The organism is Sulfitobacter pacificus (assembly GCF_030159975.1).
GTDB lineage: Bacteria > Pseudomonadota > Alphaproteobacteria > Rhodobacterales > Rhodobacteraceae > Sulfitobacter > Sulfitobacter pacificus.
Genome location: NZ_BSNL01000001.1, coordinates 1,195,540 through 1,208,742 on the forward strand (window position 1 = coordinate 1,195,540; position 13,203 = coordinate 1,208,742).

At 56.4% G+C, this 13,203-nt stretch carries 11 protein-coding genes and 4 tRNA genes; 11 read left to right on the forward strand and 4 right to left on the reverse strand.

The features are described from left to right. The first annotated feature begins 20 nt into the window (after positions 1-20). From lon to QQL78_RS06075, 6 genes are all read left to right on the forward strand, one after another. Positions 21-2,432 (forward strand): endopeptidase La, encoded by a 2,412-nt coding sequence (gene lon / locus QQL78_RS06050; protein WP_284371606.1) that lies wholly within the window; start codon positions 21-23, stop codon positions 2,430-2,432. A gap of 196 nt (positions 2,433-2,628) precedes the next feature. After that, the gene (locus QQL78_RS06055) at positions 2,629-3,117 is read left to right on the forward strand and encodes an HU family DNA-binding protein (RefSeq protein WP_284371608.1); all 489 of its coding nucleotides are present in this window, start codon (positions 2,629-2,631) and stop codon (positions 3,115-3,117) included. Between the two features lie 60 nt (positions 3,118-3,177). Next, a tRNA-Val gene (locus tag QQL78_RS06060) sits at positions 3,178-3,252 on the forward strand. A gap of 350 nt (positions 3,253-3,602) precedes the next feature. Continuing rightward, on the forward strand, positions 3,603-4,184 hold the full coding sequence (locus tag QQL78_RS06065) for a histidine phosphatase family protein (RefSeq protein WP_284371610.1): 582 nt from the start codon (positions 3,603-3,605) through the stop codon (positions 4,182-4,184). After that, entirely contained in the window at positions 4,181-4,744 is a 564-nt protein-coding gene (locus tag QQL78_RS06070; protein WP_284371612.1) for a histidine phosphatase family protein, read from the forward strand. Before QQL78_RS06065 ends, QQL78_RS06070 begins: the two co-directional genes overlap by 4 nt. Before the next feature lie 45 nt (positions 4,745-4,789). Continuing rightward, positions 4,790-4,865: transfer RNA gene (locus QQL78_RS06075), tRNA-Val, on the forward strand. Between the two features lie 460 nt (positions 4,866-5,325). Here the strand turns inward: QQL78_RS06075 and QQL78_RS06080 are convergent. Both QQL78_RS06080 and QQL78_RS06085 read right to left on the reverse strand, forming a co-directional pair. After that, positions 5,326-5,592, reverse strand: a complete 267-nt coding sequence (locus tag QQL78_RS06080) for a hypothetical protein (protein WP_284371613.1) — start codon at positions 5,590-5,592, stop codon at positions 5,326-5,328. Positions 5,593-5,714: 122 nt separating this feature from the next. Then, positions 5,715-5,966, reverse strand: coding sequence for a hypothetical protein (locus QQL78_RS06085; RefSeq protein ID WP_284371615.1), 252 nt, complete (start codon positions 5,964-5,966; stop codon positions 5,715-5,717). Positions 5,967-6,302: 336 nt separating this feature from the next. On the opposite strand from QQL78_RS06085, the gene QQL78_RS06090 reads away from it, so the two are divergent. From QQL78_RS06090 to QQL78_RS06100, 3 genes are all read left to right on the forward strand, one after another. Beyond that, a tRNA-Asp gene (locus QQL78_RS06090) sits at positions 6,303-6,379 on the forward strand. A gap of 329 nt (positions 6,380-6,708) precedes the next feature. Continuing rightward, positions 6,709-6,785: transfer RNA gene (locus tag QQL78_RS06095), tRNA-Asp, on the forward strand. A gap of 157 nt (positions 6,786-6,942) precedes the next feature. Further along, entirely contained in the window at positions 6,943-7,899 is a 957-nt protein-coding gene (locus QQL78_RS06100; RefSeq protein ID WP_284371617.1) for a DMT family transporter, read from the forward strand. Between the two features lie 6 nt (positions 7,900-7,905). Here the strand turns inward: QQL78_RS06100 and QQL78_RS06105 are convergent, their stop codons facing one another. Continuing rightward, positions 7,906-8,871, reverse strand: coding sequence for a hypothetical protein (locus QQL78_RS06105; RefSeq protein ID WP_284371619.1), 966 nt, complete (start codon positions 8,869-8,871; stop codon positions 7,906-7,908). Between the two features lie 33 nt (positions 8,872-8,904). After that, the gene (locus QQL78_RS06110) at positions 8,905-10,275 is read right to left on the reverse strand and encodes a M20/M25/M40 family metallo-hydrolase (RefSeq protein ID WP_284371621.1); all 1,371 of its coding nucleotides are present in this window, start codon (positions 10,273-10,275) and stop codon (positions 8,905-8,907) included. A gap of 223 nt (positions 10,276-10,498) precedes the next feature. On the opposite strand from QQL78_RS06110, the gene hemA reads away from it, so the two are divergent. Both hemA and QQL78_RS06120 read left to right on the forward strand, forming a co-directional pair. After that, on the forward strand, positions 10,499-11,722 hold the full coding sequence (hemA, locus tag QQL78_RS06115) for a 5-aminolevulinate synthase (RefSeq protein ID WP_284371623.1): 1,224 nt from the start codon (positions 10,499-10,501) through the stop codon (positions 11,720-11,722). A gap of 121 nt (positions 11,723-11,843) precedes the next feature. Continuing rightward, complete coding sequence (locus QQL78_RS06120; protein ID WP_284371624.1) at positions 11,844-13,094, forward strand: helix-turn-helix domain-containing protein; 1,251 nt, start codon at positions 11,844-11,846, stop codon at positions 13,092-13,094. Positions 13,095-13,203 lie beyond the last annotated feature (109 nt).

Consider the following 13,203-nt stretch of genomic DNA (forward strand, 5'->3'; position numbering starts at 1 on the left):
TGCTAAATAAGGAATTGAGCATGTTAGACCCACTGAACGCCTCTTATCCGGTGTTGCCCCTGCGCGATATCGTTGTGTTCCCCCATATGATTGTGCCGCTTTTTGTCGGCCGTGAGAAATCAGTCCGCGCCCTGGAAGAGGTGATGGCGGATGACAAGCAGATCCTGCTGTCCAGCCAGATTGACCCCGGTGAAGATGACCCGCAAGCCGAGGGTATTTTTAAAGCCGGCGTGTTGGCCAATGTGCTGCAACTGCTGAAACTGCCCGACGGCACGGTGAAAGTGCTGGTTGAAGGGCAGGCGCGGGTGCGCATCACCGACTACCTTGAAAATGATAATTTCTTTGAGGCGCGGGCCGAGTATCTGACCGAAATGCCGGGTGATGCGGCAACCACCGAAGCGCTGTTGCGCTCTGTTGGCGATGAATTTGAACGCTACGCCAAGGTTAAGAAAAACGTGCCGGACGAGGCCTTGTCAGCTGTGGGCGAAACCGCCGAACCGGCGCGTCTGGCCGATCTGGTGGCCGGGCATCTGGGCATCGAGGTTGAGCAAAAGCAGGACCTGCTTGAGACGCTGAGCGTGTCCGAGCGGCTTGAGAAAGTATATGGTCTGATGCAGGGCGAAATGTCCGTGCTGCAGGTCGAGAAAAAGATCAAAACCCGCGTGAAATCCCAGATGGAGCGGACCCAGCGCGAGTACTATCTGAATGAACAGATGAAAGCGATCCAGCAAGAGCTGGGCGATGGCGAGGACGGCAAGAATGAAGTTGCCGAACTGGAAGAGAAAATCGCCGCCACCAAGCTGAGCAAAGAGGCCAAGGAAAAGGCCGAGGCCGAGATCAAAAAGCTCAAGAACATGAGCCCGATGTCTGCGGAAGCCACAGTTGTGCGCAACTACCTTGACTGGATGTTGTCGATCCCTTGGGGCGTAAAGTCGCGCGTGAAAAAGAACCTTGGTAAAGCCCAAGAGGTGCTGGACAACGATCACTATGGCTTGGAAAAAGTCAAAGAGCGGATCGTTGAATATCTCGCGGTGCAGCAACGTTCTAGCAAGATGAAAGGCCCGATCATGTGTCTGGTCGGTCCTCCCGGTGTGGGTAAAACCTCGCTTGGGAAATCTGTGGCCAAAGCCACGGGGCGCGAGTTTATACGCATCAGCCTTGGCGGCGTGCGCGACGAGAGCGAGATCCGTGGCCACCGTCGGACCTATATCGGCTCCATGCCCGGCAAGATCATTCAGGCGCTGAAAAAGGCCAAGACCACGAACCCGCTGATCCTCTTGGATGAGATCGACAAGATGGGTCAGGATTTTCGCGGTGATCCGGCGTCAGCCATGCTGGAAGTACTTGATCCTGAACAGAACTCCACCTTCGTGGATCACTATCTGGAGGTTGAATATGACCTTTCGAACGTGATGTTCCTGACCACCTCGAACAGCTATAACATGCCTGGGCCGTTGCTGGATCGGATGGAGATTATTCCACTGTCCGGCTACACCGAGGATGAAAAGCTGGAGATCGCCAAACAGCATCTGGTGGCAAAGCAGATCAAGAACCACGGTCTGAAGGCCAAGGAATTCGCCATCGAGGATTCCGCGCTTCAGGGAATGATCCGCTATTATACCCGCGAGGCTGGTGTGCGGAACCTTGAGCGCGAGATTGCCAAGGTGACGCGCAAATCGCTGACCAAGATCGTCAAGAAGGAAGCCGAAAGCGTCACAGTGACCGGCGACAACCTTGACGAGTTTTTGGGCGTGCGTAAACACCGCTACGGGCTGGCCGAAGAGGAAAACCAAATCGGTGTTGTGACCGGCTTGGCCTATACTTCCGTCGGTGGTGAGTTGCTGCACATTGAGGCGCTGCGCCTGCCGGGCAAGGGTCGGATGAAAACCACCGGCAAGCTGGGCGATGTGATGAAAGAAAGCATCGACGCGGCGTCCAGCTATGTGCGGTCGATCTCGCCTCAGATTGGTGTGAAACCACCCAGCTTTGACACGTTGGATATCCACGTGCACGTGCCGGATGGTGCCACGCCCAAAGATGGCCCTTCTGCCGGTCTGGCGATGGTGACCTCGATTGTTTCTGTGCTGACGCGCATCCCGGTGCGCAAGGACATTGCGATGACGGGTGAAGTGTCGCTGCGCGGGAACGCCATGCCGATTGGTGGTTTGAAAGAAAAACTGCTGGCTGCATTGCGCGGCGGCATCAAAATCGTGCTGATCCCGAAAGAGAACGAAAAGGATCTGGCGGATATCCCGGACAATGTGAAAGAGGGGCTGGAGATCATCCCCGTCGGTCACGTATCAGAAGTGCTGGAGCATGCGCTTGTTTCGAAACCTGAACCCATCGAATGGGATCAGGCGGCAGAGGACGCGGCAGCCGCTGCCGCCCTTGCTGCACGAAATGCGGATACGGCAGTCCCGACCGCACATTAAGCGGGTTTAATGCCCAGAAAGATCAAAACGCCCTGGATTTTCCGGGGCGTTTTTTGATGCAGGGCAGGTCGGGCGTACGCCTTAATACCGCTCTAACCCTTGCCCCTTTGGCTGGGCAAACCAAGCAACGCTAGAAAAACAAACGCAAACTGGCTAGACTGTTCGCAGGCAAGAAATAATGAAGAGTGAGAATTTCGTGAGTACTGCACCCAGCAAGCCGGCTAAACCAACCCGTGCTGCCAAAACACCCAAAACCCCAGCCAAGCCAAAAACAGCCGCGGCGAAACCCAAGCCCACTGCGGCCAAATCCACAGGTTCGGTTCTGGACGGATCAGCACCGGCCCCATTGAAACAGCAGGCGGAACCCCGTGTGGTTGACGCCCCCCAACCGGTTATCATCGGTCCCATGATGCGCAAGAAAGAGCTGATCGAAGCAGTTGTGCAGCGCTCTGGCATGAAGAAGAAGGACGTGAAGCCGGTGGTCGAAACCATGCTCGCCGTTCTGGGTGAAGCCATCGGCGATAATCGCGAATTGAACCTGCCACCTTTGGGCCGGGTGAAAATCAGGCGCGAAAAACAACTGTCCAACGGACGGGTCGTTGTGGCGAAAATCCGTCAGAATACGCCGGTAGAAACCGATACCCTTGGCAGCGGTAACGGCATATCCGACGCATCTGATATCTAGTCTTTCAGACGCAGGGGAAACCTTGCAAGGCGCTGTATCTGCGGTTAGATCAGCGCCTGCGGGTGATTAGCTCAGTGGTAGAGCGCTTCGTTCACATCGAAGATGTCAGGAGTTCAAATCTCTTATCACCCACCATTCCCGAAGATGTAATTGATGGTCCGGTTGCGCTGCGTAGAGGGCCTGACCGACGCGCGCCCTTCGGGCACTCTGGGTCAGGAGTTCAAATCTCTTATCACCCACCATTCCTGAAGGTGTAATTGATGGTCCGGTTGCGCTGCGTAGAGGGCCTGACCGACGCGCGCCCTTCGGGCACTCTGGGTCAGGAGTTCAAATCTCTTATCACCCACCATTCCTGAAGGTGTAATTGATGGTCCGGTTGCACTGCGTAATGGGCCTGATCAACGCGCGCAGGCATTCTGTCGCCACCTCTTCAACATGGACCTTAACTTGGCTATTGCAGACCCAGCGAAACAGGCAGGGCGCATATGAAACATTATCCTAAAATCTGGTTCTTGCGGCACGGGCAAACGGAATGGAACAAGGCCTACCGGCTGCAAGGCCAGCTAGACTCACCGCTGACCGCACAGGGCATTGCCGATGCAGAGCGGCAGGCAGAATTGATCCGCCCGGTCCTTTCACAATCCCCGGATATTTTTGTGTCGCCTTTGGGCCGGACGGTTCAGACGGCAGAGATCGCTTTGGCAGGGGCTGCATATCGTCTGGATGAACGGTTGATGGAGATCCACGCAGGCGTCTGGCAGGGTCGATTACGCACAGAGATCCTTGCCGAACGGCCCGATTGGCCTGGCGGCCAACCCACCGCGCTCGAGATTTACGAAACCGCGCAAGGGGGCGAGGGGTTGAATGCGTTTCAGGCCCGCATCCGCTCGTTTCTCGAGGATCTGACCGGGCCCAGCGTTGTTGTTGCACATGGTCTCTGGGGGCAAGTGATGCGGGCAGAGGTGCGCGGGTTGGACATGGCACAGGCGGGGCATCTGTCCAATGATCAGGGCTGTGTCTATATGCTTGAAAGCGGGCAGGAAACATTGCTGCAGGCAGCGGTATGAGCGCTTTCCCGCCGCTTTATATTCTGCGCCATGGTGAAACCGAATGGAATGCCACGGGGCGTTTGCAGGGCCGGTTTGATTCTGCTTTGACCGAAACGGGCCGCCAACAGGCGCAAGCACAGAACCGCATTCTGCGATCGCAGGACCTGACTCGCTTTGCCGCGATCAGCAGCCCGCAGGGCAGGGCCTATGAAACGGCCAAAATCGCGGTAGCCGGGCAGATATCCCCGATCACAACCGATACGGCCCTTAGTGAAATTGGCCTTGGTGAATGGGCGGGGCGGGTCCGAAGTGAGGTTATGGCCGAATCTGGTGCCCGTGACGGGTTCGACCTCTATGAGATGGCCCCCGAGGGCGAGGGATTCGCAGCGCTTAATGTCCGCTGCCTGCGATTCTTGAAAAGCCTCAAACAGCCGTCGGTTTTGATCACCCATGGCATCACCTCACGCATGTTACGCCTGATTTTAACGGGCAGGCCCCTTGGCGCATTGCGTGAAATCGAAGGCGGACAGGGCGTGGTTTTCTTTTTAAACGACGCAGAGCAAAAAAGGCTCACTTAGGGGCTTGAAGCCCCCGTGCTCCTTGGGCTAAGAGACGCGCACGGCGGGTCGTTAGCTCAGTTGGTAGAGCGCTTCGTTTACACCGAAGATGTCGGGAGTTCGAGCCTCTCACGACCCACCATATCCCACCGTGTTTGTATGGAAATCAATGCCGCTTCTGTTTTCTGGTAAGGCTGTGCACATGTGCAATCTGCTTGGATCTGGCATTTTGATTTCTGAACTGCGGTCAGATCTTTCCCCATTGTGACAATAAGAAATTCCACAACCTCGTTCACCACAAAGTAATCACAGGTTCATTGAACCTAAACCTACAAGCGGCCCTATACTGCTAGGCAATACAGATTCGTTCGCCCCGTGGTTTGGCGGCGTGGCGCAAAGGCAGATAGGAAAACCATATGACGCCATATGACTGGCGGGAAAAGAAACGCAAAAGCGCAAGGCGTCACATTTGGCCAGTTGTTTCGTTGCTGTTTATGCTTGCTGTTCTTGCGTATGAACTGTGGCGGCGACAGGTCTAATGGTGAACCGTTGCTGAGGAAGGGGCGGGCGAAGGTTGGCCGACCAGTATTTGCCGGGTGGTTTCACGCGGCGTCAGGCAACAGAAAAATGCTGCGCGCGGTATCGGAATGCAGCCGGTCGTTTGCATACCAGCGTTCCAGAACCGTTTTCGACATTAAATCAGGATTTTGGGACACGAAATCCTCGAAACCTTGATGGGACGCAATCGCCATGCGTTCCGCGATTAAACTCATAAATGCATAGGTAATGGTCAGATTGAATTTCTGGGGCGCGCCTGCTTTGGCGGCCAATGCCTGAATGCCCTTGGCATAGATCATGGCGGCATCCATGTAGTCATGCTTCCTCAAAAGATCATATGCGACCTGAACATGCTCAGCGTGCCGAAACATCGTGTTGTCAATTGTGTGGGCTTCGAACGCCTGTGTGACTTGGGACATTTGATGTGGGTTCTTCATTTGTCGTCTTCTTTCAGCTTGTGGCTATCGGCGGCGGCCCACTCAAGCTCGTAAATATCCTTGAGCTGGGCGATTTTCGCGATGGTATCTTGCGAAAACGGTGGTTTGTTTTCGAAGCTATGCAAGGCAATTCCTTCGATTAAGTCTCCGACCGAAATGTCCAAATGCTCTGCAAGCCCCTTGAGGACTTTCAGAAGACGTTTTTCGATGCGGACGCCCGTTTGGACGCGTTCAATCTTGTTACTCATATTGGTACAAATGTACCAATATTAAGGTCATGTCAACGCGGACTTTCCCCAAGGCTATAGCCTCAACGCTTCGCCACATGTGCGCTAAGCCAGCCGGTGACGGTTCCTTGGGGGCACCATGGTTTGCCTGAGGGGGGTTTTTGTTTTCTCAGCCGTGCGGCAAAGGTCAAGCAATGCGATCAAGACGAATCCGGCATTCCTCTGCGTAAGGCAGATGGAAAAACAGGGCAGAGACCACATTTTCATCGTTTCGCCCAGATTTCCGTCTTGACGCGTCGCGCAGCCGCCCATATGACGTCCAAACGCTTTGAGGGTAACCTTACAAGCTTGCAGTGGGCGGTTGTAGCTCAGTTGGTTAGAGTACCGGCCTGTCACGCCGGGGGTCGCGGGTTCGAGTCCCGTCAACCGCGCCACCGCTGTAAGATTTTCAAATAAAATCTGCGCCTTATCGACCGATCTTCGGTAGGTTTGGCGCGTGGTGGATCGCTCTTTTCTGTGTTGCTCAGGGTGCCTAACTGGTTTCGATCCGGCTGTGTGGCTGGTGCTGCCCATATGCCAGCACGTGAACGTGCGGATTGCAGCTTCTGAACTGCATGATAGCGCTTAAAGCGCGCTTTTTTGCTGTCACCCAAAGAAATTACGCATTTCATCCAAATACTGCGGGGACTCGCTCTTGACGGCTGTGCGGCACACCCATATGAGGTGCAAACGCGGCGCAGTTAACTGTGTCACGACGCAGTGGGCGGTTGTAGCTCAGTTGGTTAGAGTACCGGCCTGTCACGCCGGGGGTCGCGGGTTCGAGTCCCGTCAACCGCGCCACCGCTGCCGAAAAGGGTCTTCATTGAGGGCCCTTTTTTCTTTGCCACAAGGGAGGTTGCCTGTCTTGCGCAGCCCCGTGCCACGGCTTTCTCGGCTCTTCATGCATAAAAACAAAATCACCTCTGACATTGCCGGAAACATGACGGTATGAGGGGGAATGAATACACTTGCGATCAGCCCGTCCCGTCTTGGAATTTTTTGCATGTTGGGCGGGATGTTGTTCATTTCGATCAATGACATGTTGGTGAAATCCCTGTCCGGTGATTATCCGCTGCATCAGTTGATCATGCTGCGCTCTGTTGTGGCGATTGGCTTTACCGTGGCGTTGTTGATGGCAGAGGGCGGGGTCAAATTGCTGAACACCGGGCGGTGGGCGCTGCATGCGGCACGGGCGCTGTTTATTCTGATCGCCAATACTTCGCTTTATGCCGCGATTGCATCGCTGCCCCTGGCCACGGCCACCGCGCTTTATTTTGTGGCGCCTCTGTTTGTGACTCTCCTGTCGATCCCGGTGCTGGGGGAAACCGTAGGCCCGCGCCGGTTCGCTGCGATTGGTGTGGGGTTCGTCGGTGTGATGGTGATGATGGGACCGCAGATGTGGGCAGGCGAGGGGGGCTATGGCTGGGTTGTGATCCTGCCGGTGGTGGCAGCGGCCTTTTATGCGGCCATGTCGGTGCTGACACGCAAACTGGGACAGACCAGCCGGGCCTCGGCCTTGGCGCTGCATATGCAGTTTGCATTTATCTCGGTCAGTGCGCTGGTCTATCTGGTGGCCGGTGACGGGCGGTTTGTGACCCCGGACAGCAACCCTTCGGTGCAGTTCCTGCTGCGTGCCTGGGTCTGGCCTGCCAGCGCCGACCTTCTGCCGATTCTTGGTCTTGGGGTGCTTTCCGCGATTGTCGGCTATCTAATGACGCAGGCCTACCGGTTAAGTCATGCCTCCGTGGTGGCACCGTTTGAATATGTTCTGTTGATCTTTTCACTGTTCTGGGGCTGGACCATTTTTGGCGAATGGCCGGCAACAACAGTGCTATTGGGCGCAGCCATTGTGATTGCCTCGGGCGTCTATATCTTTCTGCGCGAGGGGCGGGTAAACGTCGCCCCGCAGGTCTGACCGCTCTCAGCGGTTTGCACCGCCACCAGTTGAGGGTGCTGCGTTAAAACGTTTAAGACTGCCGAATTGGCGGGCAGCGCTTTGCGCAAATCCGCTGTCCTGTCGTGACAGGCGGGCCACTGTGCGCGAAATATCGCGCCGCACACCGCCGGGGGCGACATGGTATTGCAGCGCAAGCGCCTGCACCAGCTTTTCGCGCAGATCAAATGCAAGGTCGGGATCAGACAGATAACGCGCGGCAATCGTCTCGACACCCTTTGTGCCGTCCAGCTCAATCAAGGCCGTGGCATAGGCACCCAGATAGGGTTTGCGCGCAGCCACACCCTTTGCAAGCGCCTCTGTCAGAAAGGGTACAAAGCTACGGTCGCCGGACAGCCCGGCCAGCAGGATGCGAATGGGGCGCAACGCATCATCCTCTTGCCCCAGATCCCGCCGCAGACCAGTCACCTGCGGCAGCGAGGATTTGCGCAATGTTGCATAATCCGCCCGGTCCATCTCGCGCAGGGCGAGCCTGCGCAGGGCAGGCTCGGGGGCATTGAGGTGGCGGGCAAAAAACGCAACACGCGCTTGCGGGTCACCCGATTGCCATGTCGCCTGTCGTGATAGGACCGACCGCATGACCGCGCCCATGCTGCCTTCAAGAACCGTAATCTCCTGCCACGGCCCATAACTGCCATCCCGCGCAAGCAGCACGCGTAGGCCGGGACTGCGCTGTGCGGCAAGGCGGGTTTGGGCTGAGGGGCGCAGCGCAATCTGCGTCACCTCTGGCCCGGCAAGGGTCTCAACCGGGTCAAATTGCGCGCCAGCTTGTGACAGGCGCGCAATCACCACTTCTTCTGTGGCCAACAGTAAGTCAACCAGCGTCGGATCAGGGGTATAGCCGTGAAATGCACAAGCCCGTGCAGTAGGGGCTGCCCCTAGAGCAAGGACAGCAGCACAGGTTATCGCCAGAAAGTCTTTTCGTATCGGCATAACCGGTCTCCCTCCCGCTACAGGCTTTGCAGATCAGGTAAGCGCGTCAAGGATTCGCGCCCAGGACCGGATGCCTTTGTGAAAGCTCTCCATATCGTATTTCTCATTCGGAGAGTGCAGCGCATCGTCATCCTTGCCAAAACCGATCAGCATCGGTTCGGTGCCCAAAATCTTCTGGAAATGACCGGCAATCGGGATTGAACCACCACAGCCAACATAGGCCGCTGGCACCTGCCATTCGTCGGTCAGCGCCTTGCGTGCAGATTCGAACATCGGGTCCGAGAAATCCGCGCCAGAGGCTTGCGAGGCCCCGTGGCCGTTAAAGCTGACCTCGCAATCAGGCGGCAGCATATCGGTGACCATGGCGCGGAAATTCTCGCGGATCGCCAGTGGATCTTGGGTGCCGACAAGGCGGAAACTGATCTTGGCCGATGCTTTGGAGGGCAGTACTGTCTTGAAACCATCCCCGGTATAACCACCCCAAATGCCATTCACCTCGCAGGTGGGGCGCGACCAGATCATCTCCAGCGGGGTACGATCCTGTTCGCCCGCAGGCGTCGAGAGCCCCACATCGTTCAGGAACTTCTGGTGGTCAAAGGCCAACCCCTGCCACTGTGCTTCCAGATCGTCGGAGAGCTCCGGCACCCCGTCATAGAAATTCGGCACGGTGATCCGGCCTGTGTCGTCATGCAGTGATGCGATGATTTTGGACAACACGCGCACCGGGTTCATCGCAATGCCGCCATACATGCCTGAATGCAGGTCAAGCGAAGGGCCGGTGATGGTCAGCTCTTCACCCAGCAGCCCGCGCAACATGGTGACGATTGCGGGGGTTTTCGATTCGAACAGTCCTGTGTCGCAAATCAGCGCAATGTCGGTTTTCAACTCATCGGCGTTTTCCTTCATGAAGGGCACAAGGGAGGGGGAGCCGGATTCTTCCTCGCCTTCAAGGAAAAACGTGATGCGGCAGGGCCAGTCGCCCTTAACGGTTTTCCACGCCCGAAGCGCCTCGATAAAGGTCATCAACTGGCCTTTGTCATCCGAAGACCCGCGTCCGCGAATGACCTGACCTTTGGCAGTGTCTTCGATTTGCGGATCAAACGGATCATTGTCCCAGAGGTCCAGCGGATCCACCGGCTGCACGTCATAGTGACCATAGAACAAAAGATGCGGGCCGGTGTCGCCAAGATGCCCGACGACCATCGGGTGCCCCGGTGTCGGGCGTTTGCTGGTTTCCACACCCAGATCGGAAAGTTCACGCACCAGCCAGTCAGCGGCACGGTCACATTCCGCCTTATAGGCCGGATCGGTGGAAATGGACGGGATTCGCAGCAAATCAAGCAAACGGTCGGTGGCGGCGGGCAGATCATCGTCAATCCGCGACAATACGGCGTCTAGGGACATGGGAGGCTCCTGTATCTCATGTTTCCGGGGGACCGTATCAGGCAAAAGGCGGGTGTCCAGTGGCGTCAACATCGCTTGATTGGCTGGGTTTGATATAGATCAAAGATGCGACAAAGGGCGCATCTATATGACGTTGAACACAGAGAAAGATTTCTATATTCGTTCCTTACAATATGTAGTTGTACGAAAGACGTCTGCCAAAAGCTGCTGATCGGAGATGCGCATGGACTATACCGCTAAACTGGACGAGGCGATTGCGCGCTTGCATGAAGAAGGCCGGTACCGGACCTTTATCGATATCGAGCGGCGCAAGGGTCAGTTTCCCCATGCGGTCTGGACCCGTCCCGATGGGTCAGAGCAGGACATCACCGTCTGGTGCGGCAATGACTACCTTGGCATGGGGCAGAACCCTGTTGTGCTTGAGGCGATGGAAGAGGCGCTGCACAATACCGGTGCGGGTTCCGGTGGGACACGCAACATTTCCGGCACAACCGTCTATCACAAGCGGCTTGAGGCTGAACTGGCCGACCTGCATGGCAAGGAAGAGGCGCTGTTGTTCACCTCTGCCTATATCGCGAATGACGCGACACTTTCCACGCTGCCAAAACTGTTTCCCGGTCTGATCATCTATTCGGATGAGCTGAACCATGCTTCCATGATTGAAGGGGTGCGCCGCAATGGCGGGGCCAAACGTGTTTTCCGCCACAATGATGTGGCCCATCTGCGCGAACTGCTGGAAGCGGATGATCCGGCGGCCCCCAAGCTTATTGCTTTTGAATCGATCTATTCGATGGATGGTGATTTCGGCCCCATTGAAGCCCTGTGTGATCTTGCGGATGAATTCGGTGCATTGACCTATATTGACGAGGTCCACGCCGTTGGCATGTATGGCCCGCGCGGGGCAGGGGTGGCGGAACGGGACGGGCTGATGCACCGTCTTGATATTATCAACGGCACGCTCGCCAAAGCCTTTGGTGTGATGGGCGGCTATATCGCGGCCTCTGCCAAGATGTGTGATGCGGTGCGTTCCTATGCACCGGGCTTTATCTTTACCACATCTTTGCCGCCAGCGGTTGCGGCCGGTGCAGCGGCTTCTGTGGCCTATCTCAAGACCGCAACAGACCTGCGCGAGAAACACCAGCAGCAGGCCAAAATCCTGAAACTGCGGCTAAAGGGGCTGGGCCTGCCGATCATTGACCACGGGTCACATATTGTGCCGGTGATGGTTGGAAACCCGGTTCATACCCAGATGTTGAGTGACATGTTGCTCAAGGATCATGGCATTTACGTCCAGCCGATCAATTTTCCGACTGTACCGCGCGGCACAGAGCGTCTGCGCTTCACCCCATCGCCGGTGCATGAATTCGGTGAAATTGATGCATTGATTCGTGCAATGGACGGATTGTGGTCTCATTGTGCGCTAAATCGTGCCGAAGCTGCTGGCTAAACACGTAAAATTCGTATTTCCCGTTGCACTGTGCTATCGATAACGAAACAACAGACCATATCCCGAATCAAGAAACGATTCAGGTAAATGGTGACAGGCAAGTTAACGATGGGGCGATGGGATGATCGGGCGTTGGTCCTCTAAGGCTAAAAACGAAGAACTCGCGGAACCCAAAGGGTTTGATGCTTTCGAATTGCGTCTTGGGGACGTGATGCGGGGCGAGCGGGCGACGATGGGCAAATCGTTGCTGGATGTTCAACGTGAGCTGCGGATCAAAGCCTCCTATATCGCCGCTATTGAAAACGCCGACCCTGATGCCTTTGATACACCCGGGTTTATTGCCGGTTATGTGCGTTCCTATGCGCGCTATCTGAACATGAACCCTGACAAGGCCTTTGCCTCTTTCTGTGCAGAGTCCGGCTTTACCGTGGCGCATGGGATGTCTGCGGATGCCTCCGTGATCAAAAAGCCGGTTCTGGAAGGGCGCAAGAAATCCCCGCAAGAAGCGGATTTATTTGCCCGTCCAAACACACCATTCACACCCGTTGGGGACAGTCTGCTTAGCCGGATCGAACCGGGGGCCGTTGGCTCCATGCTGGTTCTGGTTGCCCTGATCGGGGCAATTGGTTTTGGTGGCTACACGGTGTTGCAAGAGGTGCAGCGTGTACAGGTGGCACCGGTGGATCAGACCCCTGTTGTCCTGTCCGATCTTGATCCGCTTCAGGGGGCGTTGACGACGACACCAGATAACAACATTGCCTCCGCCGCACCGCGCGCCATGGAGGCCCCAAGAGTTGAGGCGCTGGACCGGCTTTACCGTCCTCAGGCGCTTGATGTGCCTTTGATGGTGGCCCGTGATGCGCCGATTGCCACAATTGATCCCCGGTCGCTGGGCAATTTCGCAACCCCAGATCTGACACCACAACCGGCGGCACTCAGCGTTGCTGACCTGCCTGCTGGCATTGAAAATCCCGCTGTTCCGCAGGTTGTTGAAGGCCCGGCAGCCGCAGTGCGTATGGTCGCCGCATACCCGTCCTGGGTACGTGTGCGTGCGGCTGATGGTACGGTGATCTTTGAGGGTGTGATGGACAAGGGCGACACATGGGATGTGCCTGCTACCGAAGAACCACCAACCCTGCGTACAGGCGAATCCGGTGCCTTGTATTTCGCCATGGCCGATGGCTGTTTCGGGCCGGTTGGCGCGCGGGGCAGCATCACGTCAAACCTGCCGCTGGACAATCAGGCCCTGATGGCCCTTTACGAACCGGTGGACCCGACAGCGGACAGATCTCTGTCGCGGATGTTTGCGGATCTTGCCAGCTCGGATATTGATCCGGCGATTCTGGCGGATATGCCCTGCCAGTCCAACTAATCAGTCTGAGCGCTGACCAGACGTTCAAACAAACAGTTTACCTGACAGCACCACCGCATGAGTAAACCTCCATTGCGATTACCACCTCAAGTGAATAGATGAAGGGCAC